The 21,505-nt window shown below is 33.5% G+C and carries 26 protein-coding genes and 1 pseudogene; 3 read left to right on the forward strand and 24 right to left on the reverse strand.

Going from position 1 to position 21,505, the window contains the following annotated elements; translation table 11 throughout:
* Positions 1 to 15 precede the first annotated feature (15 nt).
* From ACZZZT_RS10175 to ACZZZT_RS10200, 6 genes are all read right to left on the reverse strand, one after another.
* On the reverse strand, positions 16 to 804 hold the full coding sequence (locus ACZZZT_RS10175; protein WP_463460273.1) for a hypothetical protein: 789 nt from the start codon (positions 802 to 804) through the stop codon (positions 16 to 18).
* Between the two features lie 117 nt (positions 805 to 921).
* A complete protein-coding gene (locus tag ACZZZT_RS10180; RefSeq protein ID WP_463460274.1) occupies positions 922 to 2,250 on the reverse strand; it encodes an aldehyde dehydrogenase in 1,329 nt (442 codons plus the stop codon).
* 75 nt (positions 2,251 to 2,325) lie between these two features.
* Positions 2,326 to 3,015, reverse strand: a complete 690-nt coding sequence (locus tag ACZZZT_RS10185) for an RluA family pseudouridine synthase (protein WP_463460275.1) — start codon at positions 3,013 to 3,015, stop codon at positions 2,326 to 2,328.
* A 228-nt stretch (positions 3,016 to 3,243) separates the two neighbouring features.
* Positions 3,244 to 4,062, reverse strand: a complete 819-nt coding sequence (panB, locus tag ACZZZT_RS10190) for a 3-methyl-2-oxobutanoate hydroxymethyltransferase (protein WP_042563072.1) — start codon at positions 4,060 to 4,062, stop codon at positions 3,244 to 3,246.
* A 55-nt stretch (positions 4,063 to 4,117) separates the two neighbouring features.
* Positions 4,118 to 5,317, reverse strand: a complete 1,200-nt coding sequence (locus tag ACZZZT_RS10195; protein WP_463460276.1) for an SH3 domain-containing protein — start codon at positions 5,315 to 5,317, stop codon at positions 4,118 to 4,120.
* A 112-nt stretch (positions 5,318 to 5,429) separates the two neighbouring features.
* Positions 5,430 to 6,857: an L-serine ammonia-lyase gene (locus ACZZZT_RS10200; RefSeq protein WP_463460277.1), complete on the reverse strand. Its 1,428-nt coding sequence runs from the start codon at positions 6,855 to 6,857 to the stop codon at positions 5,430 to 5,432.
* A 320-nt stretch (positions 6,858 to 7,177) separates the two neighbouring features.
* On the opposite strand from ACZZZT_RS10200, the gene ACZZZT_RS10205 reads away from it, so the two are divergent.
* The 3 genes from ACZZZT_RS10205 to ACZZZT_RS10215 are packed head-to-tail and all read left to right on the forward strand — an operon-like array spanning position 7,178 to position 10,469.
* Positions 7,178 to 9,325, forward strand: a complete 2,148-nt coding sequence (locus tag ACZZZT_RS10205) for a cation:proton antiporter (RefSeq protein WP_302096992.1) — start codon at positions 7,178 to 7,180, stop codon at positions 9,323 to 9,325.
* A 19-nt stretch (positions 9,326 to 9,344) separates the two neighbouring features.
* Entirely contained in the window at positions 9,345 to 10,088 is a 744-nt protein-coding gene (locus ACZZZT_RS10210; protein WP_463460278.1) for a DUF2625 domain-containing protein, read from the forward strand.
* Positions 10,089 to 10,106: 18 nt separating this feature from the next.
* Positions 10,107 to 10,469 carry a VOC family protein gene (locus ACZZZT_RS10215; protein ID WP_463460279.1) on the forward strand — a complete coding sequence of 121 codons (363 nt, stop codon included), beginning with the start codon at positions 10,107 to 10,109 and terminating at the stop codon, positions 10,467 to 10,469.
* Between the two features lie 80 nt (positions 10,470 to 10,549).
* Here the strand turns inward: ACZZZT_RS10215 and ACZZZT_RS10220 are convergent, their stop codons facing one another.
* The 18 genes and pseudogenes from ACZZZT_RS10220 to ACZZZT_RS10305 form a co-directional block, all read right to left on the reverse strand.
* Positions 10,550 to 11,230 carry a 2'-5' RNA ligase family protein gene (locus ACZZZT_RS10220; RefSeq protein WP_463460280.1) on the reverse strand — a complete coding sequence of 227 codons (681 nt, stop codon included), beginning with the start codon at positions 11,228 to 11,230 and terminating at the stop codon, positions 10,550 to 10,552.
* 6 nt (positions 11,231 to 11,236) lie between these two features.
* Positions 11,237 to 11,605, reverse strand: a complete 369-nt coding sequence (locus ACZZZT_RS10225) for an iron chaperone (RefSeq protein ID WP_463460281.1) — start codon at positions 11,603 to 11,605, stop codon at positions 11,237 to 11,239.
* Positions 11,606 to 11,692: 87 nt separating this feature from the next.
* Complete coding sequence (locus ACZZZT_RS10230; protein WP_042563066.1) at positions 11,693 to 12,160, reverse strand: SRPBCC family protein; 468 nt, start codon at positions 12,158 to 12,160, stop codon at positions 11,693 to 11,695.
* A gap of 125 nt (positions 12,161 to 12,285) precedes the next feature.
* A complete protein-coding gene (locus ACZZZT_RS10235; protein WP_463460282.1) occupies positions 12,286 to 12,867 on the reverse strand; it encodes an LOG family protein in 582 nt (193 codons plus the stop codon).
* A gap of 4 nt (positions 12,868 to 12,871) precedes the next feature.
* A complete protein-coding gene (locus tag ACZZZT_RS10240; RefSeq protein WP_463460283.1) occupies positions 12,872 to 13,390 on the reverse strand; it encodes a GNAT family N-acetyltransferase in 519 nt (172 codons plus the stop codon).
* 233 nt (positions 13,391 to 13,623) lie between these two features.
* A pseudogene (locus tag ACZZZT_RS10245) lies at positions 13,624 to 14,070 on the reverse strand (lactonase family protein); the annotation flags it as partial.
* A gap of 59 nt (positions 14,071 to 14,129) precedes the next feature.
* The gene (locus tag ACZZZT_RS10250) at positions 14,130 to 14,747 is read right to left on the reverse strand and encodes a lactonase family protein (protein ID WP_463460284.1); all 618 of its coding nucleotides are present in this window, start codon (positions 14,745 to 14,747) and stop codon (positions 14,130 to 14,132) included.
* Positions 14,748 to 15,034: 287 nt separating this feature from the next.
* The gene (locus ACZZZT_RS10255; protein ID WP_463460285.1) at positions 15,035 to 15,214 is read right to left on the reverse strand and encodes a hypothetical protein; all 180 of its coding nucleotides are present in this window, start codon (positions 15,212 to 15,214) and stop codon (positions 15,035 to 15,037) included.
* Positions 15,160 to 15,840 (reverse strand): MBL fold metallo-hydrolase, encoded by a 681-nt coding sequence (locus tag ACZZZT_RS10260; RefSeq protein ID WP_463460286.1) that lies wholly within the window; start codon positions 15,838 to 15,840, stop codon positions 15,160 to 15,162. The genes ACZZZT_RS10255 and ACZZZT_RS10260 overlap by 55 nt, the downstream gene beginning before the upstream one ends.
* Positions 15,841 to 16,182: 342 nt before the next feature.
* Positions 16,183 to 16,557 (reverse strand): DUF1801 domain-containing protein, encoded by a 375-nt coding sequence (locus ACZZZT_RS10265; RefSeq protein ID WP_463460287.1) that lies wholly within the window; start codon positions 16,555 to 16,557, stop codon positions 16,183 to 16,185.
* Positions 16,558 to 16,563: 6 nt separating this feature from the next.
* Complete coding sequence (locus ACZZZT_RS10270; RefSeq protein ID WP_463460288.1) at positions 16,564 to 17,439, reverse strand: serine hydrolase domain-containing protein; 876 nt, start codon at positions 17,437 to 17,439, stop codon at positions 16,564 to 16,566.
* A gap of 248 nt (positions 17,440 to 17,687) precedes the next feature.
* A complete protein-coding gene (locus tag ACZZZT_RS10275; RefSeq protein ID WP_042563058.1) occupies positions 17,688 to 18,056 on the reverse strand; it encodes a nuclear transport factor 2 family protein in 369 nt (122 codons plus the stop codon).
* Between the two features lie 83 nt (positions 18,057 to 18,139).
* On the reverse strand, positions 18,140 to 18,709 hold the full coding sequence (locus ACZZZT_RS10280) for an aspartate/glutamate racemase family protein (RefSeq protein WP_463460289.1): 570 nt from the start codon (positions 18,707 to 18,709) through the stop codon (positions 18,140 to 18,142).
* Entirely contained in the window at positions 18,637 to 18,819 is a 183-nt protein-coding gene (locus ACZZZT_RS10285; RefSeq protein WP_463460290.1) for a hypothetical protein, read from the reverse strand. Before ACZZZT_RS10285 ends, ACZZZT_RS10280 begins: the two co-directional genes overlap by 73 nt.
* A gap of 264 nt (positions 18,820 to 19,083) precedes the next feature.
* Entirely contained in the window at positions 19,084 to 19,572 is a 489-nt protein-coding gene (locus ACZZZT_RS10290) for an SRPBCC family protein (RefSeq protein ID WP_463460291.1), read from the reverse strand.
* 332 nt (positions 19,573 to 19,904) lie between these two features.
* Positions 19,905 to 20,243: a nuclear transport factor 2 family protein gene (locus ACZZZT_RS10295; RefSeq protein WP_463460292.1), complete on the reverse strand. Its 339-nt coding sequence runs from the start codon at positions 20,241 to 20,243 to the stop codon at positions 19,905 to 19,907.
* A 111-nt stretch (positions 20,244 to 20,354) separates the two neighbouring features.
* Complete coding sequence (locus ACZZZT_RS10300) at positions 20,355 to 20,951, reverse strand: NAD(P)H-dependent oxidoreductase (protein WP_463460293.1); 597 nt, start codon at positions 20,949 to 20,951, stop codon at positions 20,355 to 20,357.
* A gap of 9 nt (positions 20,952 to 20,960) precedes the next feature.
* The gene (locus ACZZZT_RS10305) at positions 20,961 to 21,500 is read right to left on the reverse strand and encodes a GNAT family N-acetyltransferase (RefSeq protein ID WP_463460294.1); all 540 of its coding nucleotides are present in this window, start codon (positions 21,498 to 21,500) and stop codon (positions 20,961 to 20,963) included.
* Between the last annotated feature and the right edge of the window lie 5 nt (positions 21,501 to 21,505).

Below are 21,505 nucleotides of genomic sequence, written 5' to 3' on the forward strand. Positions count from 1 at the left end.
TCAGAATCTTCAGTTTTATTCTGAATCAGATCCAATTGAATCAATTGAATTCTCTTCTTCTATATTTAATATAGCACTATATAAAGCGTAATTTACCGAATAAGTGATAGGAATTGTAAAGACTACGCCAATACAACAGCCAATTAAACCAATGGCTGAGCCAACGCCGGCAACAAAAAGCAAAAGGATTATTGTAAATGGTTGTTTACTTACTACAATAATGCTGGATTTTATGGCATCCATTGCATTTAAATCTCCAAAAATAATAAGCGGTATTGTTAATGCTGTAAATATGGTGATTGCCAATGCAATTAAAGTATCAACAAGAATGATTCCAGCCATATTAAAGAGAACAGAAATTAAACCGCTCAGTAGTGAAATTAATAATGTTGCAATGAAAAGCTGTGCGAAATGACGAGATGTATAATAACTAAAAACTGTAGAAAATTTAAATTCTTCATCTCTGTCTGCACAATATGCCATTTTTAAAAAACCAGCAGTAAACGGACTAAAAAGTGCTGCAAAAAAAGCAATTACTACGCTGTAAATAGCCAGTACAGATGTTGATGTTTGCTCGTTTTGAAGGTTTTTTAAAAATTCTTCATTAAAATGCTGAACTCCGTACAATGAAACTAAAAGTCCTCCGCCAAGAAAAAACGCTAAAATCGAAAATACCAAAAGTATTAATCCCGCATAAAGCGCTATTTTTTTATAGTTTTCGAAAGCATGGTTAAAAACAGTAGAAAAGTCTAAGAAATAGCCATTATTTTTAATGTCTTCAATTTGATCAAGTGTAGATTTCATTTTTTTAAGTAGAATTGTTTTATATTCTATCGTATTTAATTATTGAAACGTAAATATAATATTTTTAATCAAATCCGTACGAAAATCTACAAAATAGTACGAAGATTGTTTTAGCGGTTATATCCAGTCTAATAAGCGTTTAATGGAAGCCAGTTTATCTTTGTAGGGTGCATAACGCATTGGTAAATCGATCCAATTTCCTTTTTTGACTACTCCTTTGTGATGTGTAAAAATGTCAAAACTCAATTGACCGTGGTAAGCGCCAATTCCGCTATGGCCAACGCCGCCAAAAGGCAGTCTTTTATTAGAAAAGTGAATAACCGTATCATTGATACAACCGCCTCCAAAAGAATAAGTTGCAATTAATTTTTTGGTAAAAGATTTATTTTCGCTAAAAATATAAAATGCAAGAGGTTTCTCATAACGGCTCACAACATTTTTAATTTCGGTTTCTGTTTCGTAAGTGAGAATAGGTAAAATCGGGCCAAAAATTTCTTCTTTCATAACCGGACTTTCCAAGCCTGGTTCCTCAATAAGTGTTGGTGCGATATAAAGCTTATTCGCATCTGTTTCTCCTCCAAAAATTATTTTTTCAGATTTCAGCATATTAGCCAGTCGAAGCCAATTTTTAGTATTTATAATTCGGGCAAAATCCGGCGATTTTTCCATTTTTTTGCCATATGCTTTTGTAATTTCTTCCATCATAAAAGTGATGAAATTGATTTTCATGTTTTTTTGAATCAAAATATAATCTGGTGCAATGCAAGTTTGACCTGCATTAATAAATTTTCCCCAGACAATTCTTTTTGCAGCTAATTTTAAATCGGCAGTTTCATCAATTATACAAGGGTTTTTTCCGCCTAATTCAAGCGTAACCGGTGTCAGGTTTTCTGCGGCAGCTTTGGCAACGATTTTTCCAACAGCCACGCTTCCTGTAAAGAAAATATAATCCCAGCGTTTTGCCAATAAACTGTTTGCTTCTTCAACTCCTCCCTGAACGACATCAACATGTTTTACATGAAACGTTTTTTGGATGATTTTTGCAATTATGGAAGAAGTATTTGGAGTAAGTTCCGAAGGCTTTAAAATCACTCTGTTTCCCGCTGCAACAGCGGAAATTAAAGGGCATAATGCCAGTTGAAAAGGATAATTCCATGGTGCAATTACCAACACTTTTCCGTAAGGTTCTTTGTAAATATAATCTGTTGAAGGAAAATTGAGGAGGGAAGGAAAAACACGTTTTGGTTTTGCCCATTTATGAATGTTTTTGATCGTGTCTTTTAGTTCCGAAATGACATAATTAGTCTCTGTTAAAACAGCTTCAAATTCGGGCTTTTTAAAATCATCATATAAAGCTTTTACAATTAAATCTTCGCTTTTCTGAATGTTATATAATAATTTTTTGAGCGTTTCTTTTCGGTATCCGATATCATTTTTATAGTCCATTTTACGATCAGCTTGTTTTTTTGTCTATGCAAGTTAATCGATAAAAATTAAAAAAATAAGAAAATAATCATAAAATCATAATGCATTCCAAATGGTTTCATCAGGAGTTGGTGCAATAATCGTAATATTCTCTTTTGAGACAGGATGTACAAAAACTAATTTTCTGGCATGAAGATGAATTCCGCCGTCAGGATTACTTCGGTCAAAACCGTATTTTAAATCGCCTTTTATAGGAGAACCAATTGCAGACAATTGTGCACGAATTTGATGGTGGCGACCTGTGTGAAGATTTATTTCCAGAGCTACATAATTTTGAAGTTCTTTAAAAACAGTATAATCCAGACTGGCAATTTTGCTATCCGGAACTTCTTTTAAATGTGCTTTTGAAGTATTATTTTTTTCGTTTCTTTTTAGATAATGAACCAATTTGGCAGTTGTTTCCAAAGGTTTGTTCTTAACAACTGCCCAATAGGTTTTTTGCGTTTCGCGATTACTGAACAATTCATTCATTCGCGTTAAAGCTTTACTGGTTCTGGCAAAAACCACGATTCCTGTTGTAGGTCGGTCCAAACGGTGAATTACACCCAGAAAAACGTCGCCAGGTTTATTGTATTTGTCTTTAATGTATTCTTTTACAACATCAGATAGAGGTTTATCCCCCGTTTTATCACCTTGCACAATATCGCCTACGCGTTTGTTAACCACAATAATATGATTGTCTTCGTGTAATACCTGAAGGTTATTTTTATCTGAGATTATTTTCATTATTTAGACTTTCGGGGAATTTTAGATTTCTGATTTTAGATTGAAAGAATTCGGCTAAAGCCATTTTGATGAAATTAAAATTTACCTCCAGCTAAAGCAGGAGGCTATTCAATTTCCAATACCTTTGTTCCGAAGCTTCGGAATTGTTGCTTTGAGTCTTTGTACCTAAAAAAGTAACCTTAAAAAATCTTAGCAACTTAGAATCTCAGAACCTTAGCAACTTAAAAACTAATATTGTTCATTAGAATTAGGGAAATCACTAGATTTCACATCAGCAGCATATTGACCAATTGCTTTTGTCATTTCTTCGTAAAGATTTAGGTAACGACGTAAAAATCTTGGACTAAATTCATTGTTCATTCCCAACATATCGTGAATAACCAAAACCTGTCCGTCAACGCCACCTCCGGCACCAATTCCGATAACCGGAATCGAAATACTTTTAGCTACTTTTTCAGCTAAATCAGCAGGGATTTTTTCCAAAACAATACCAAAACAGCCAATTTTTTCAAGCAATTTAGCATCTTCGATTAGTTTTTCTGCTTCTTCATCTTCTTTTGCACGAACGCTGTAAGTTCCGAATTTATAAATAGATTGTGGTGTTAAACCCAAGTGTCCCATAACCGGAATTCCGGCGTTTAATATTTTTTTGATAGATTCTTTAATTTCTTTTCCTCCTTCTAATTTTACTGCGTGACCACCGCTTTCTTTCATGATTCTGATGGCAGAACGTAAAGCTTCTTTAGGGTCAGACTGGTAACTTCCAAAAGGTAAATCAACTACAACCAAAGCTCTTTCGATAGCACGAACTACAGACGAAGCATGGTAAATCATTTGGTCTAAAGTAATGGGCAAAGTCGTTTCGTGACCCGCCATAACATTTGAAGCTGAATCTCCAACCAAAATCACATCGACTCCGGCAGTATCAACAATTTTTGCCATTGTATAATCGTAAGCCGTTAGCATAGAGATTTTCTCTCCGTTGCTTTTCATTTCGATCAACGACTTTGTAGTGATTCTTTTATAATCTTTTTTTGCTACTGACATTTTGTTTTTTGTTTTTTTTGAAGATGTAAAAGTATTGAATAATTATAGATTGAAATCAGCAATAGAAGAATATTTCAATAAAAAAGAGCTTTCCGTCTTTGAATTCTATTCTAAATTCGCTGTCTTCAAATTGCAGGGAGTAGGAATGTGGTACTTTGATAGAAGCTGTTATATAAGTGCCGTATTTTTCGATAAATGCTTTTTCAGTCAATGTATTATCTAAAACCGAATTGGCATTCAAAATCATTTTATTGTTTTCATTGATAAAAACCTTTACGATTTCAGCTTTGTTTTGTTTTTCATCGACAGAAACTTCCAAATCCGGATAATAGTAAAACAAATCACTTAGATAAATACCACATTCATCGCCTATACTGGCTGTTTTTGCAGGTTTTCCAAAGGTTTTAACCAATTCTTTTTGAGTAAGAAACAAAGATTTTGTTTTAATACCTTTCAAAATAAATTCGGCTTTTTGTGTAAAAGCAACAATTTGTTCCGGTAATTTATGCTTGTCTAATCCTTTGGCAATAGCCACATTCAGTTCTGTATCAGCAATTAATTTAGGATCGTTTAATTGTTTAACAACCTCAGAATATCTTTGGTACGCCGGAGCTAGCTTAGAGTAATCGCTGTTCCAGGCAAGTTCTACAATTCGTTCGGCAACAGTTTTTCGTTCAGCAATTGCATCAGGATTCAGTTTGTCGAATTCTTTGATTAAGGTATTAAAATCAGGTCTTTTGCCAATGAATTTTCTCAGTGTAAATTTTGCATTTTCAGGGTCAAAATTCCCACCAATATTCACCCATTCGTCTTGATTTTTTGGAAGATAATTTACCGGAACCGGATCTCCTGTAAACAAAATTTCTTTAATTTTCGAAGTTTTATCCGGAAGCGCCCTTGCTTTTAAACCCGCCACCAAAACAAAAAGATGATTTCCGCCATAATATTGATCACCGCCTGCCAAAACCGGATTTTCGTTATCAACAGTTTTAATGTCGGCAGCGTTTAATCTTGTGCCCACAAATTTTTCAGGAACATATCCTTCAGATAAATTATCGGCTTTTACTTTGTACCAGCCATTTTCATTTTTAGATAATAATTGAACTTCTGCACCATATTTAAAATAGCCTAAAAATTCAGCAGAAGCACTTGCCGAAGTATACAATCTAGTATCTGAATTTAGAAAATAACGTTCCTGGGCTTGTAGTAAAATAGAGCAAAATAATAATGCTGCTATAAAGTGGTATTTTTTCATGTAGTATTTTTTGTCGCCACGAATTTCACGAATTTTCACGAATATCTATTTACTCAACGAAAATTAAAAAAATAATTCGTGATAATTCGTGAAATTCGTGGCAAACTTTTATTTAGCAATCAGCCATATTAACCGCAATTGCAAGTCCGCCTTCAGAGGTTTCTTTGTATTTTGAATTCATATCTTTTGCCGTTTGCCACATTGTATTGATAACTTTGTCTAACGGAACTTTTGCATTTTTAGAATCGGTTTCTAAGGCCAATTCGGCAGCATTTATCGCTTTTATGGCACCCATTGTATTTCTTTCAATACACGGAATTTGTACCAAACCACCAATTGGGTCGCAGGTTAAACCAAGATGATGTTCCATTGCAATTTCGGCAGCCATTAAAACCTGAGCAGGAGTTCCGCCCATTAATTCGCAAAGTGCCGCAGCAGCCATCGCTGACGAAACGCCAATTTCGGCCTGACAACCGCCCATTGCTGCAGAAATAGTAGCTCCTTTTTTAAAGATACTTCCAATTTCTCCGGCAACCATCAAAAATTGTTTGATTTCTTTTTCGCCTGCGTTATGGTTTTCAATTACCAGATAATACATTAAAACAGCCGGAATCACACCAGCGCTTCCGTTTGTAGGTGCTGTAACCACACGGCCTAAAGAAGCATTTACTTCATTTACGGCAAGTGCAAAACAGCTTACCCATTTTAATATCTGGCGAAATTTCACTTCGGTTTTTCTGATTTCTTCCAGCCACGTTTGTGGATCAGAATAATTTGATAGTCCAATTAAACCCTGATGCATATCAAAAGCTCTTCTACGCACATTTAATCCGCCCGGAAGAATTCCTCCTGTATGACAGCCAATGTACATACATTCGAGCATAGTGTTCCAAATACGCATTAATTCCGAATGAATTTCGGCTTCAGGACGCATTGATTTTTCGTTTTCATAAACAATTTCAGAAATCATTTTGTTTTCTGAAACCGTATAATTTAAAAGTTCAACCGCATTTTGAATCGGGAACGGAAAGGCACATTTTATTTCTTCTTTGATTTTGGCATTGGTACGTTCTTCTTTCACCACAAAACCACCTCCGATAGAATAAAAAGTAGACTCATATTCAGAATCATCGGCTTTGTAGGCTGTAAATTTTAAGCCATTGGCATGAAAAGGGAGAAAATCTTTATTGAAAACAATGTCCTGAAGAAAGTAAAACGGAATCGTAATCTGGTTGCCCAAAACGATTTCATTTTTGGTTTCGATCGATTTGATGATTCCTGCAATATCTTCAATGGGAATATATTCGGGATCCTGACCGCTTAAACCGAGCATAACTGCTAAATCTGTAGCATGGCCTTTTCCGGTTAAGGAAAGAGAGCCGTATAAGTCGACCCTGACTCTGGTAGTTTGTTCTAAAATAGATTCGTCTTTTAACTCTTTTAAAAAACGTTCTGCGGCGCGCCACGGACCTAATGTATGGGAACTCGACGGGCCAACACCAATTTTAAGCATATCAAAAACAGAGATACATTCTTCCATTGTTCAATTTTTATTAAGACAAAGATAATTGAATAATGCAACGAACGTGAATATTTAATTGTTAATGTTGCGGTTTTGTTAAAAAAGATATTAAATTTTAATAATTTGGCAATGAAATAAATTTAATTGCTTAATATGCGGTTTTCGTAAAGAGTTCGAGGTTTTTTTAGGTATTTTTGTAATGAAACAATCACTAAAAAATCCGGTTTTTTTAACTTTTAAACAATCGGATAAATAATAACTTCTGATATGTTTTTTCAATTTTTAGAAGCCTTTTTTACGAAAAAATTGAAATACCACAAAGAAGATAAAATCACATTATGATAGAATTTTTCAAGCATTTATTACAAGAATTCGAATTACCGCTTAACAATCCAGTATTAATTTTTTCGTTGATACTTTTCATTATTCTGCTGTCTCCAATTTTACTGAAAAAAATAAATATTCCCGGAATTATAGGTCTTATAATTTCTGGTGTAGTCATAGGTCCTCACGGGCTTAATATTCTTGCCAAAAGCTCGGCAGTTGATTTGTTCTCCACCATCGGACTTTTGTATATCATGTTTATCGCGGGTCTTGAACTCGATATGAACGAGTTTAAAGCCAATCAAAATAAGAGTTTATTATTTGGATTTTTTACTTTTATTTTTCCTTTATCCATTGGTTTTCCTGTTTGTTATTATTTACTGCAATATGATTTTAATGCCAGTTTTTTAACAGCAAGTATGTTTGCCACGCATACTTTGGTAGCTTATCCAATTGTGAGTAAAATGGGAATCTCAAAAAATCAGGCAGTTGCCATAACCGTTGGAGGTACAATTTTAACTGATACTGCTGTTTTGATTATTCTTGCCGTAATTATGGGAAGCGCTCAGGGAAATCTAAATCAGGCTTTCTGGATAAAATTAGGCGTTTCGCTGGCTATTTTCTCAGCCATTATGTTTTTGGTTATTCCGAGAATTGCAAAATGGTTTTTCAAGAAATTAGAAAGTGAAAAACATGCCCACTATATATTTGTACTTTCAGTCGTTTTCTTCGCCGCGTTTTTGGCCGAAGTAGCAGGAGTAGAGCCTATTATTGGTGCTTTCGTTGCCGGTTTGGCATTAAATCCGTTAATTCCGCATTCATCTGCATTGATGAACAGAATTGAGTTTATTGGGAATTCATTGTTTATTCCGTTTTTCCTGATTTCTGTGGGAATGCTTGTTGATATAAGTGTTATTTTGAGCGGACCAACTGCTTTAATTGTTGCCGGAACATTGAGTGTTGTGGCTATTTTTGGAAAATGGTTTGCAGCCTTTTTTACGCAAATCGTTTTTAAATACACAAAGACAGAAAGACAGCTTATTTTCGGATTGAGCAGTGCGCACGCTGCAGCAACTCTGGCGGTAATTTTGGTAGGTTTTAAAGCGAAAATTTTAGATGAAAATATATTAAACGGAACTATTATTTTAATTCTGATAACGTGTATTGTGGCTTCTTTTGCTACAGAAAAAGCAGCTAAAAAAATTGCCATTTGTGAAGAAGAGGTTTCTCATGAAGATACCAACAGAGATAAGATTCTGGAAGAGCATATTTTGATTCCGCTGGCAAAAACTTCTGCAACAGCAAGTTTGTTGGATTTTGCACTTTTAATAAAAGATAAAAAATCTGCCAATCCGGTTACTTTGCTAACGATTGTTCCAAATAATGACCAGGCCGAAAAAAATATTTTAAGATATAGAAAAGCTGTTGATAAATTTGTAATTCAGGGTTCAGCATCTGAAGTAAAAATCAATACCATTGCCAGAATAGATCATAATCCGGCGAGTGGAATTGCGAGAACTTCAAAAGAAATCATGTCGGATATTGTAATTGTGGGCTGGCCTAGAAAAACAGGTTTCCTGGATAAAATTTTTGGAGAAAACGTAGATTCAATCATTAATAACGTAGACAAAAGTTTATTTATCTGCCGATTTGAAAAGCCTTTTATTGAAGAAAAAAGATTGGTATTTATTTGCCCGCCTTTTTCAGAAAGAGGAGTCGGATTTCAGCTTTTGCTTCAAAAAATCTGCCGATTGTCACAGGAATTAAGTATTCCGATTGTGATTTATGCCGAATATAAAACGCATCAGTCTATTATGCAGATTGCGGCTAATTTGAAACTTAGCGCAAAATTAGGGTTCAAAAGTATTTTAGATTGGGAAGATTTTGAAGCCATTTCAGATGAAATTAAACCAACAGATTTAATTGCTTTTAATTTATCAAGAAAAGGTTCTGTTTCGTACCAATCTATTTTTGATAAATTGCCACAGAAATTCGAAAAATCATTTGAAGAAAACAATCTGATTTTGGTTTATCCGCAAGACGATAATAAAGTAACTTCTATGGATGCTTACGAAGATTTTACCGCAACACCATTAACAAAAGGTCTTGAAGCTATTGAGCAGATTGGTAGAGGTTTAGGAAGTATTTTGAAGAAGGGATAATTTTTTTAGGATAGAATAAATGAAAAGAAAATTGCTGTTAATTTCGTTGATATTAATAACTTTTGTGACAACCGGACAAAATAAAATGAAAAAGGCTGAAGAACTTATAGATAAAAAAGATCCAGGCTGGGTAATTGTTCAAGGCTGGATTAAAACTGCAAAAAATAAAGTTGAGATTTTACCGGCCGATGAATTGAAGGCAAAAGAAGCATTATTTCATACTCAGGTTACAACTCGTTCTCCGATGGGAGCAATTGTTTTTATGACAGGAGGTCTTTTAATTGATGATGGCTGGATTAGAATTTTAGGTTCAGGAAATTCAAGATTTAATCGAACACTTCCGGATTGGAATAAAGGAAAATCATTTAATGAGTTTGGTGAAACGCCACCTTTTTTATTAATAGCAGATGATGCAATTGGTGGTTTTTATCTTTTGAATGGAGGTGGATTAGGAACGGATGTAGGTAAAATTTATTATTTTTCTCCTGATAATCTCGAATATGAACAACTTGATATTACATATTCTGAATTTTTAGAATTTTGTTTTAATAACAATTTAGATAAATTTTATGAAGGTAACAGATGGAATGGATGGAGGGAAGAAGTTTCAAAATTAAAAGGTGATGAAGTTTTTAATTTTTACCCTTTTCTCTGGACAGCAGAAGGAAGTGATATTAATAAAAGTTCGAGAAAGATAATTCCAATTCAGGAACAATATAGCTTAAATTTAGATTTACGAAAACAAATTGGTTTCGAAAAGTAATTTTGAAAAACTATAAAAATGAATCACAAAATCAAATCAATACGGCCTTTTATCGGCGCCAAGGATTTCGAAATCTCAAGAAGCTTCTATCGTGATTTAGGTTTTGAAGAAACAGTTTTAGAAAGTAATTTTTCTGTTTTTAAAAGTGAAGAAACAGCTTTTTATCTTCAGGATTATTATACAAAAGACTGGATCGAAAACACGATGATTTTTCTTGAAGTTGATGATGTCGATCGTTATTACAACGAACTTTTGGCCTTAAATCTTCCTGAAAAATATGAAGGTGTAAAACTTACTCCAATTCGTAATTTAGATTGGGGAAGAGAATGTTTTCTGCACGATCCGTCGGGTGTTTTATGGCATTTTGGGGAATTTAAATAGCGTAGATAAAATAGCCACGAATTCACGAATTATTTTCTATGAATAATTAATAATAATTCGTGAATTCGTGGCGAAAAAATTTATATATCAAAATCGTATAAATGAACCGTGTTATTTTCTCTCTGATACCAATCATTATAAACAAATTCTACTTTATCAACTGTAAATTTCCCAAAATTATAATCTCGGAATTTCTCTGCAACCGCAATTAATTTCTCCGGATTTTGAAGTTTTTCCTGAAAACGCATTACAGTCGAATGCGCGGTTGAAATTGCATAACGACTATCAATACTTTGCTGCAAAGTAGATTTTTTAAAATTCTCACGAAGTTTGTTTCGTAAATTATTCAAGCTTTCATCGGCAGGAAAACCCTGAATCATTAGCGCAGAAGGCGAAGCTGTTACGCCTCGAAATTCAATTTTAATTTTGCCTAAATTAATTAAACTTTCCTGTATGACTTTGATGTAATCCTCAATTGAAATTTTATCTAAAGTAAAACCTTCATAACACGAAATAATCGACATTAGCGTAATATGAATATCAGCATCAGGATAATAATATTGTCTGGGTTCAATTGCCTTTAATTCGTTTAAAAACAACTGAATATTGGTTTTGATTTTTTCGCTTGGGCGGATGAGTAACGTAATACCAAAACGAGAATCTGAGGGATTATTGATTTGAAAATCTAATTTATAATTTTCGGCTAAAATAGATGCTGCAGATTTTTTGTAAAGTTGATTGTAATGTTCGCTTAAATCCATTGAAAGTTATTTCTTTTTCGCTTTTTCCAGATTTTCTTTCACTCTGAATTTTACAATTTTGGTAATCAAATCAAACGGCATCGGTTTATCCAAAGGAAATTGGACAGAACCTTTTCCGGACTTGTATTTAGAAAGTTCTTCTTTAAATTCTTCATGACCGCTTGGCAACGCATACAAGCCAATGTGATTTTTAAAAGCGGCAAAATAAACTACAATTCCGTTTTGCTCAAAAGCCGGCATCGAATAGCTGATTTTTTCTTTAGCATCCGGCGCTGCTTTCTGAATTGTCTCTCTTATTTTCTCCAGAATTTCCTGAACCTCATTTGGAAATCCGCCTATATATTCGTCGATATTTTTGGGTTTCTTCGTATCCATTTTTATATTTTGTTGTTTTAGTTTCAGGTTTCAAGTTTCAGGTTCTGCGAGAACTTGAAACTTGAAACAAAATAAACTTGAAACTTTTTATGCCAGACCTTTCGGGAATCTGTCTAAAACAAGATTCAATAAAATATGGTGTTCTAAGTAAGCTTTTGCTCCGGCTAAAACCAAAGTGAAACCTTCGGTAGAATTTCGAACCTGATCGATTATTTTGTCCGTATCTCCTTTAAAACCAGAATTGGTAATGCTTACAAAAGTTTCATTTTCGTTTAATGGCGTAAAAACCCATTCGACAATAGTGCTTTCATCAGGATTTCCCCATTCGACCACAATTTTTTTATTTTCCTGCAAAACATGTGTCGTAACCATTAATGAAAAGCCATACATTTCCCATGTCCATTCTGTTTTTTCATCTTGTTTCAGTTTTCCGGAACCTTTTGTAAACCAAAATTTACTGGTGATTTCGGGATCAATAAAAGCCTGAAAAACTTCTGAAACAGGTTTTCTAATCAGCATTTCGGCTTTTGCGAATTTATTATTTTCTGTTTTCATCTTTTGGAAGTTAGATGTTATTTGTGAGAAGTTATATGTTAATGAGTAAAAGTTGAAATGTAAATATAAGGCTAATTGTTTAATTTTAAAAGCAAAGCAAATCACTCATAACTCAAAAATCATAACTACAACTCCTTTTTCTCAATCCATTTTCCAACAGTTGGCGCGACATAATTTTTCATTTGATTTAATAAATCATCAATATTATCACTTACCAAAAGCATTTTTTGATTAACATCTTTCAATAAACCTTTTTCAACCATTGTTTGGGTTAATTGAATAAGAGAATCATAAAATCCGTTGATGTTTAAAATGGCGATAGGTTTTTTGTGTAAACCCAATTGTGCCCAGGTCAGCATTTCAAAAAGTTCCTCCAGAGTTCCAAAACCACCCGGAAGCGCAATAACGCCTTCGCATAAGTCGTTCATTTTGGTTTTTCTTTCGTGCATGCTTTCAACCAAAATTAATTCAGTAAGACCCAAATGTGCTATTTCTTTAGATCTTAAAAAATCAGGAAGAACACCAATTGCTTCTCCGCCGGCATTTAAAACGCCATCGGCTACAGCACCCATTAAACCTACGTTTGCACCGCCGTAAATTAATTTAATATTTTGTTTTGCCAGAGTTTGTCCGAGTAAAACGGCTTGGTCTTTATAAATTTCTTCGGTTCCAAAACTGGATCCGCAAAAAACTGTTATGCTTTTCATTTAATTATTTTTTTAATTCGTATTCATAATGGATTACATCAACTCCATTCATATTAAAATTGACTTCATTTATTTTTTCGGCTCCAAGCTTTAAAACTGCTTTTTGCGAACGGAAATTTTGTTCTGCAACATGAAAAATCACCGAGTTTAAATGCTCAAAAGCATAATCGATCATTAATTTTTTTACAGCTTTATTATAAGGCCCGCCCCAAAATTTTCGGGTAATAAAAGTAAATCCAATTCCCACACTTGATTTTTCGGCATTGTAATCGTAAAATCGGGTTGTTCCCATAACTTCGTTGGTTACTTTATCTAAGATTAAAAAAGCACCTTTTGAGTTTATTGCTCCTTCAAAAAACGGTTTAAAAACTTCAATTTTATATCTGTCTTTTATAGGATATTGTTCCCAGATTAAAGGATCTGAAGCTGCCTCATGAAGTTCTTTAAAATGATTTTCCTGTAGCGGAATTAATTTTATAATGTCGTTTTCTAAAACTTCCGGTTGTAAATTGAATGTTGTCATATTTTTTGTTTTTTTTGCCACGAATTGCACTAATTTGCTCGAATTAAAAGTTTTTTTACAAAGTTTGTCATTTCGACGAAAGGAGAAATCACACTCGGAAATCGACAAAGATTGGCGACATATTTTGTGGAGTTTCTTACGGAGATCCTTTCTTCGTCAGGATGACAAAATTGTGCAAATCTTTGTCAAAGTTTAAAACTTTGACAAAGATGAACAGCTACACAAAATAAAGGTTAAATCCTTTTTATCTGCACACAGGAAACGTTCTCCATTTTAACTTCTTTGCCTACTTTTTTAAGTAATCCTGTTATTGAATTTCTTTTAAAAACAATCACGTTTCCTGAAATAACATTTGTCGCAATCAGAAATTTTCCGCTTTCATCAATGGCAAAAATTCTGGGATGTTTTCCTAAAGTCGATTGATAACCAATGTTTGTTAAAAGTCCGTTTTCATCAATAGAAAAAATAGCAATATTGTTTTCCTGACCGCGATTTGTGGCATACAGAAATTTTCCGTCTGGCGAAATATGAATATCAGAACTTTCAAAACCTTCTTTGATTTTATCAGGATGCGTGTTGATGCGCTGTATTTTTTGTAAAGCTCCGTTTTCATATTGATAAACGCTGATTGCGCCAGCCATTTCTTCAATACAATAACCAAATTTTTGATTTGGGTGAAAAGTAAAATGTCTTGGCCCGGCTTCTAAATCAGTTTTTGTAAACGGATTTTTAGTTTCGGTTAAAGGCTTTTTTGGGTTTCATCAAAACCGTAACAACGAATTTTATCGGCACCTAAATCAGGTAAAAAGAGATAATCAAATTGCGGAGAAAACACAGCCGAATGCACGTGCGATCTGGTTTGTCTTTCTTTATGAACGCTTCCGTCGCTATATTGAAAATTCTGCGCAAGCGAATCGATTTTTCCATTTTCTAATAATGGATGAACCGAAACACTTCCTTCTGTATAATTGGCATTTACGAGCCATTTCCCACTTTTATGAACCGAAACATAAACTGGGTTTTCTCCGCCGCTTTTTTGTTTGTTTAAAAATGTCAGGGATTTATTTTCAGGATTAAATTCAAAACTGCTCACATTCCCGTCATTTGGCGTTTTGGTTTCCGTACAGGCATAAACGTATTTTCCGTTTGGAGAAACCGTTAAATAGGATGGATTAATAACGTTTTTTGCTGAAGTTATCTTCGTCAATTTTCCGTTTAAAGTATCTAATTGAAATACTTGTATCGATTCTGCTTCTTTGTCTTTATTGTATGATCCCAGAAAAACGTAGGTGTTTTGGGAAAAAACATGAATTGCTGTGAGAAAGGATATTGCGAAAAAGAGAAATTTTAGTTTCATATTCTTTAATTATAATATTTGTTATTCTGTTTAAGAAAACTCCATCTTTGTCGGGTTATTTGTCAAGATTCCTTGTTCCTCAGAATGATAAAAATTGTGACAACTTTGCGTTTCAAGGGATTAAAATCCCTAGCTACAAAATAAATCATTCCTACGGAATTTTATAAAGAGTTCCGGAGGAACGTATCATATTGTAGGGATGGATTTTAATCCGTCTTTCGCAATGAAATTTGATATAATTTAAAAGTTGTTTTAGTTTTTCAAGCTAAAATCTGCAATCTAAAATTTTAATTAACTCCCTTCCACCATTGTTTAAATTCCTGTTCTTCATTTTTCAATTCAACTAATTCTCCAATCCTTGGTGTAATTAACGGAATTGGATTTTCTGAATTGGCATTTAATTCTGTTACTTTTATAAGCGGTTCATCCCAAGGATGTAATGCCAGTGCAAATTTCGATGAATGCACCGGAAATACTCTTTTGCGTTCAGATCTTTCATGGCTTTTATTACATCTTCAGGCAGATTATGAATGTATTTCCACGCCGGATTATATTGACCGTTGTCGATAAGTGCAATATCAAACGGGCCAAATTGATCTCCAATTTGTTTAAAGTGAGAATCGTAACCGCTGTCGCCGCCCAAATACATTTTAAAGTCTTTGGTTTCTAAAACAAAAGAAGTCCAAAGTGTATTACAACGCTTAATGCTTCTGCCAGAAAAATGTCTTGACGGTGTGGTATATAGCGTTAAATTCTCATCTAATGTTATTTTTTCATGCCAGTCTTTTTCGATAATATTTTCGACAGGAAATTTCCAAAATTCAAGATGTGAACCAACACCAAGCGCAGTGATTATTTTTTTGATTTTCGGTTTCAATTGCATAATCGTTTTATAATCTAAATGATCATAATGATCATGCGTTATCAACAAATAATCAATTTCCGGAATATCATCAACGGTGTAAATATCAGTTCCCTGAAACGCTTTTGTAGTGCCGTAAATAGGCGAGGCGTTGCCGCTGAAAACAGGATCAATTAAAAAACGTTTTCCTGAAAGCTGAATGTAATAAGACGAATGCCCAAACCAAACCATAATATCCTGATCTAACGAAATTTCATGTAAATTGGTTTTTACAGAAGGAATGATATCAGTCGGAATTTTTCGGTCTACTTTTTTAAAGAAGAATTGTTTTAAAATATCAAAATAACCATAACCTTCGGCAAGTTCAGGCGTAAAAGAGTTATTTTCAAATTTTCCGTTTTTATATTGAGGCGACTTTTGTATTATAGCCAGTCTTTCACCGGAAGGTTTTTTCCAAACCTTGGATGTAATAAAAAATACATAAGAACAGAAAGTAAAATAATTAATAGCGTAATGACCATGATTTTTAATTTGAGGGGTATAATGTATTTAAGTTTTTAACCGAAAGTGAAATCATTTTTTTAGAATTTCAGGATCAATATCTGCTAGTTTTTTAAAATAAACACAAGCTTTGGCTACTTTGTGTTTACCAAAATTAGGGAGCAGTTCTTGTTTATTTTCATCTGTTAAACAGGCATAAAAGGAAAAAGCATCTTTTCTTGGCGAAAAACCAACAAGCGGTGCGTCGCCTTCATGTCCGCTGGCATATTTATAATGATAACTACCGAAACCAATAATACTTGGCCCCCACATTTTGGCGTCGAAACCTGTTTGTTTTTGCATTATTGTAATGAGTTCAAAAGAGTCGTTTCTTTTTGTATCATCTTCAACAGCGTTTATAAAATCGTTAACGCTGGTTTCTGTTTGTGTAGTTTTATTTTTTGCCATAACGTTTTATTTTTGACGCAATAAATCGCTTTTAAGTAATAGGTTTTTGATCTTAAATTCAGAAGCATAAAACAAATCTGAACTTTCATTCATCTGGTTTTCCATAACGATCAGGCTCACATCACTTTCCGGAAAATACAAATTTACAGAAGAAAATCCATCGCCAAGTCCGGTATGTCCAATATATTTTACAGGTTCTTTTTCGATAATTCGAATGCTGTAACCGTAACCTTCTTTTTCTTTTCCAAAGAAATTATGTTGTGATTGTGCGGTCGGTTTTATGAGCAATTGATAGGATTCTGGTTTTAGAATTTTTCCTTTATGAAGATTATTGTTCCAGATTGCTAAATCGTTCACGGTCGAAACAATTCCATCAGCACCCAGATTTTCAGGTGTTATTAATGATTTTTTGACAGATTCATATGTGTTTTTATCATTAATGTATCCGGTAGTCAGATTTTGAATTTTGTCTGGACTATAAGCAAAAGTATTCTTCATTTCAAGTTTTTTAAAAAGTGCATTGACCACTTCGCTGTAACTTTTGTTTGATGTATGCTCAACAATTTGACCAAGAAGACTGTAGCTTGCATTTCCGTAATGAAAATTAGTTCCGGGCTTAAATTCCAGAGGTTTATTGATGTCCACAATTCCGTGTGTATGATTTAAAAGTTGATGAACTGTAACAGAATCTGCCCAGGTTTGGGTAAGTTCAGGAAGGTATTTTTTGATTGGATCCTGTAAATTAATTTTTCCTTTCTCAACTTCTAATAAAACCAAAACAGCGGCAATTAGTTTGCTGTTCGACATAATTTCGAATTGGCTGTTGATCGTTATAGGTTTTTTAGTTTCAAAATTAGTAAAACCATGTGCTTTATTGTACAACGTTTTTCCATTTTTAGAAATAAGAATTACACCATTAAATTTAGGGTCAGCAACTTTAATGAAACTGTCTATTTTAGTAGAATAATCATCTTTTTTTGTGCAAACGAATTGCAGTTGGAAAGTAAAAAAGCGAAAAATAATAAAGATAAAATTCTGGAAATAGAGTTCATTTTTAAGTTAGGAGTTATAATTTATGAATTATGAATTATGAGTTTTGAGTTAAATCTGTGTGAAAAAAATAGAAAAAGCTAGAACATTCCGTTTTCGTTAATCGTTTCTTTTGGAATAGGCTGTCCTAAATCCCAAAGTTCGACTATTTTATCCGATTCAAATCTAAAAATATGAACAACCGCCGCGCCTAAATCTGATGAATTTTGTTTGACATGCGAATGTACGGCAACCAGATTTTCGTCTCTTAGAATATGATGAATTGTAAAAATCTTATTTGGGTTTGTTCTGGCAGATTCTTCCATCGCCAGCATTAAAGTATCGGCATTGCCTTTAAAATAGGCGTTGTGATGTTTAAAATTTTTGCCAACATAAAGTCGGAATGCCTCGTGGGAATGCCCTTTTGCAGCGAGTTTTAAAAACTCCCGTGCAATATATTTCTTAGTCATGACTTGTCAATTTAAAAGCTAACTAAGTTATGAAATTAACCTTTTTGAATTATAAAAAGAGGCAGATTTATTAGCCTCTTAATTTACGATATAATAAAGTTCACGATAGCTTCAGAATGTATTTTTGTAGTATCAAAAACAGGAACCGAAAAATGAGATTGGTCTATTAATAAAGGAATTTCGGTACAGCCCAGAATAATACCTTCTGCGCCACGAGCAATGAGTTCATTGGCTATTTTGATATAGTTTTGTTTAGAATCAGGATTTATAATTCCTCTTCCTAATTCTTCCTTTAGAACATGTTGTATATAATCTCTCGTCTCTTGTTTTTCTGGTATAAGTACATTTAGGCCAAAGCTTTTTAGACGGTCTTTATAAAAATCCATTTCCATAGAAAATGAAGTTCCTAAAAGTCCAACTGTAGTAATTTTTTCTTTTGTTATAGCTTTTGCCGTTTCAGTGCCAATATGAATTAATGGCAATTTAATTTCTTTTTCAATTTCATTGGCATACAGATGTGCTGTATTCGCGCAAAGTACAATGGCATCAACACCGCTTTTTTGTAAACTTAAGCAGGCATTTAGTAAAAGTTCATACGAGTTCGACCAGGTTTTTTCTGAATATCGCCAAAGTTCAAAGAATAAATCAGGCATTCTGCAAATTGCAATCCGCCCAGTTTTTTGTTTACGCCTTCATTTATTAATTTGTAATAATCAATTGTCGAAACCCAACTGATTCCGCCTACAAGTCCAACTTTTTTCATTTAGTAAAGTTATACATCTTCAGGTTTGATTTTACCGATAGCAACGCCTAATTTTTCAAATTCTTTTTGTTATTAGGTTTATAAAAAAACACAGAGTTCGCAAAGCTTTGTATTCATTTAGCTTTGCGAACTCTGTGTTTTCTAAAAATACTATTAGATAAAAACTTAGCGTTCTCTGTGGTAAAAATCATTAGTAAATATAAAAAATATCATACTTCTCTACGACATTTAATGTAGATCTGATTTTTTTTAGTTGATTTAGAGTTAGTTATTTGCACTCAGTTTTCTCTCATTCTCGGTTCTGGGTTTGTCTTTGCCATTTGGCTCGCCTTTTCCTGTAGTAATTAATTTTTTTAAACTATTCTGAATGTAATTTGTCCAGGAATCTTTGCAAATGTCAAAACATTCATAATCAGGAACCAAACCAAAATGGGTAAAACGAAGCTGTGTTTTACCGTCTTTTGCTGAAATTTCAAAAGTTGGTTTTGTATTCGTCCACTCCGTTTCATCTTCTGTAAACTTGAAATAGTTATCTTCTATCAGCCAGACAATTTTCTGGTTCGGAATCACTTCAATCAGTTTGACTTTACAGCGATGAATATCTTCATAATGATACTTAAATTCATCATTTTGTTTCGCTGTATTTCCCTCAATTTGTTCAGACCACCATCCGCGAACGTTGGTAACGGCATTAAAAACTTCTTCGGGAGATTGATCTACTATTATGCTTGTGGTAAAATCTTGTGCACTCATTTTGTGTAGTTTAGAAAGTTATATAACAAATATACTTTCTAAAAATCAATAACTTAGGGTTGTTATGAGACAAGTTAAAGGGCGATTTAAGACAGATTTGTAATTTTAGATTTTAGAGTTCAGATTGTAGATTCTAGATTTTTGGAATTTGGAATTTGGAATTTAAATTTTGGAATTTGAGTTTAACTTTTCAGGAGCAGAAATATCATTTTCATCAGAACCACCCGTCCCGCTGTCCGCTATATCTTTTCCCTGCTAAAGGAGCAGGAAAAAGGATACCGCTCCCATCGGGGCTATATTAGAGGTTTTGTTTTTATAAGAAATAAAGTTTACTATCTTATAATATCCATTCTGCTTATTTTTTGACCTTCTATTTCAAAAATAACCACTTGCTCTTTTTTTTCATTGTTTCCATTTCGTCCGGAAACATATTCATGAATTATAGCTTTATTACCAAAAAAGATGGTTTTTATAATTTCGGCATTCAAATCAGGAGATTGTTCGAATAGTTTGATAAACATTTCTTCACATTCTTTTTTGTTGTTTATCGCTAATGAATGATCTGAAAAATTGTAAATTTTGGTATCGTCTGTATATAAAGCTATCATGCTTTTTATATCTCTGTTGTTAAAAGCTAACATCTGCAGGTCGATGATTTCTTGTATTGTCATTTAATATGATTTTAAATTTTAGAGTTCAGATTTAGATTGTCTAGTGTTTGTTGCAATCTTGTCATTTCGATCCCGAAGCTTCGGGATCGAAATGACAAAAGATCTTTGCGGTTAAATCACAATTTGTTTAATCCTCTCTACAACATCTTCAATTTGTATAAAATGTTTTTCCATAACTTTTTCCAATTCAAGAGTTCCGCCCAAAATCAACATTTCTTTGTTTGCGAATCTTTTTCCTAAACGATCGTCGAGCATTATGGTTTGCATACTTTGCGCCATATTTATTTCTTCAAGAAATTTATTGGGATGTCCGGCGGTACAAATCACAAGTCCAAGCGGAATTGTTTTCATTTTTTTTGAAGTTTCATTTTGTCCGTAAGCATATCCAACCGAGTAAACGCGGTCGAACCAGCCTTTTAATTTTGCCGGACAATCGCTCCACCAAACCGGATACAGGAAAATAATACAATCTGCCTTTTCAATCTTTTCATGTTCTGAAACAACATCAGCAGAAATGGGAAGATTGGTTTTTGCAAATCCTTCTCTTTCATATTCTTCTGCCGACATATCGCTTTGAAAATTCATAGCATATAAATCTGAAACTTGGAGATTCCAGTTTTGCTTGTTTATTTCCTCTTTCAATTTTTGCAGAATCTGAAATGTATATGATTTTTCACTTGGATGGCTGTAAACAATTAGAATATTCATAGTTGATTTTCATTCGTTATTGTATTCTGATTTTAGCATGGCGTACTGAAATTCGCTTCCCCATTTTCCTTTAAAGAAAATATTTTCGACAAAATGGCCTTCTTTTTTAAAACCCAAACTTTCCAGAAGTTTTATCGAAGCTTTATTTTCAGCATCTACAATTTCTACAACACGATGAAAATCTTCAATAGAAAAAAGAAAATCGAGAATCGTTTTCATCGTTTCTTTTGCATATCCTTTTTGTTGAAATTCATGCGAAATTGTAATCCCGATCTGAGCAATTCTAACATCATAATCGTCAAGTTTAATAGCGCAATCGCCAATTAATCTGTTAGTTTTGAGATCTTCTATTGCGTATTGAACCCATTCGCCGGCTTTGCCAAATTGCATATCTTTTTGAGAATCTATAAAATCTTTGCATTGCCCGATTGTCATGATGTCAAAACCCTGATATTTGGTAATTTTCGGATTTGATCGGTAGGAAAAGAAATCATTTAAATCTGAATCTTTTAAATTTCGAATACAGATTCTATTACTATTTAGATGCATTTGGT

Source organism: Flavobacterium sp. AC274, assembly GCF_979258275.1.

What these genes read in the sequence shown, in the direction of transcription:
- ACZZZT_RS10175 (WP_463460273.1), bottom strand. Translation starts at nt 804, where the DNA reads ATGAAATCTACACTTGATCAAATTGAAGACATTAAAAATAATGGCTAT.
- ACZZZT_RS10180 (WP_463460274.1), bottom strand. Translation starts at nt 2,250, where the DNA reads ATGGACTATAAAAATGATATCGGATACCGAAAAGAAACGCTCAAAAAA.
- ACZZZT_RS10185 (WP_463460275.1), bottom strand. Translation starts at nt 3,015, where the DNA reads ATGAAAATAATCTCAGATAAAAATAACCTTCAGGTATTACACGAAGAC.
- panB (WP_042563072.1), bottom strand. Translation starts at nt 4,062, where the DNA reads ATGTCAGTAGCAAAAAAAGATTATAAAAGAATCACTACAAAGTCGTTG.
- ACZZZT_RS10195 (WP_463460276.1), bottom strand. Translation starts at nt 5,317, where the DNA reads ATGAAAAAATACCACTTTATAGCAGCATTATTATTTTGCTCTATTTTA.
- ACZZZT_RS10200 (WP_463460277.1), bottom strand. Translation starts at nt 6,857, where the DNA reads ATGGAAGAATGTATCTCTGTTTTTGATATGCTTAAAATTGGTGTTGGC.
- ACZZZT_RS10205 (WP_302096992.1), top strand. Translation starts at nt 7,178, where the DNA reads ATGATAGAATTTTTCAAGCATTTATTACAAGAATTCGAATTACCGCTT.
- ACZZZT_RS10210 (WP_463460278.1), top strand. Translation starts at nt 9,345, where the DNA reads ATGAAAAGAAAATTGCTGTTAATTTCGTTGATATTAATAACTTTTGTG.
- ACZZZT_RS10215 (WP_463460279.1), top strand. Translation starts at nt 10,107, where the DNA reads ATGAATCACAAAATCAAATCAATACGGCCTTTTATCGGCGCCAAGGAT.
- ACZZZT_RS10220 (WP_463460280.1), bottom strand. Translation starts at nt 11,230, where the DNA reads ATGGATTTAAGCGAACATTACAATCAACTTTACAAAAAATCTGCAGCA.
- ACZZZT_RS10225 (WP_463460281.1), bottom strand. Translation starts at nt 11,605, where the DNA reads ATGGATACGAAGAAACCCAAAAATATCGACGAATATATAGGCGGATTT.
- ACZZZT_RS10230 (WP_042563066.1), bottom strand. Translation starts at nt 12,160, where the DNA reads ATGAAAACAGAAAATAATAAATTCGCAAAAGCCGAAATGCTGATTAGA.
- ACZZZT_RS10235 (WP_463460282.1), bottom strand. Translation starts at nt 12,867, where the DNA reads ATGAAAAGCATAACAGTTTTTTGCGGATCCAGTTTTGGAACCGAAGAA.
- ACZZZT_RS10240 (WP_463460283.1), bottom strand. Translation starts at nt 13,390, where the DNA reads ATGACAACATTCAATTTACAACCGGAAGTTTTAGAAAACGACATTATA.
- ACZZZT_RS10250 (WP_463460284.1), bottom strand. Translation starts at nt 14,747, where the DNA reads ATGAAACTAAAATTTCTCTTTTTCGCAATATCCTTTCTCACAGCAATT.
- ACZZZT_RS10260 (WP_463460286.1), bottom strand. Translation starts at nt 15,840, where the DNA reads ATGGTTTGGTTTGGGCATTCGTCTTATTACATTCAGCTTTCAGGAAAA.
- ACZZZT_RS10265 (WP_463460287.1), bottom strand. Translation starts at nt 16,557, where the DNA reads ATGGCAAAAAATAAAACTACACAAACAGAAACCAGCGTTAACGATTTT.
- ACZZZT_RS10275 (WP_042563058.1), bottom strand. Translation starts at nt 18,056, where the DNA reads ATGACTAAGAAATATATTGCACGGGAGTTTTTAAAACTCGCTGCAAAA.
- ACZZZT_RS10280 (WP_463460289.1), bottom strand. Translation starts at nt 18,709, where the DNA reads ATGCCTGATTTATTCTTTGAACTTTGGCGATATTCAGAAAAAACCTGG.
- ACZZZT_RS10285 (WP_463460290.1), bottom strand. Translation starts at nt 18,819, where the DNA reads ATGAAAAAAGTTGGACTTGTAGGCGGAATCAGTTGGGTTTCGACAATT.
- ACZZZT_RS10290 (WP_463460291.1), bottom strand. Translation starts at nt 19,572, where the DNA reads ATGAGTGCACAAGATTTTACCACAAGCATAATAGTAGATCAATCTCCC.
- ACZZZT_RS10295 (WP_463460292.1), bottom strand. Translation starts at nt 20,243, where the DNA reads ATGACAATACAAGAAATCATCGACCTGCAGATGTTAGCTTTTAACAAC.
- ACZZZT_RS10300 (WP_463460293.1), bottom strand. Translation starts at nt 20,951, where the DNA reads ATGAATATTCTAATTGTTTACAGCCATCCAAGTGAAAAATCATATACA.
- ACZZZT_RS10305 (WP_463460294.1), bottom strand. Translation starts at nt 21,500, where the DNA reads ATGCATCTAAATAGTAATAGAATCTGTATTCGAAATTTAAAAGATTCA.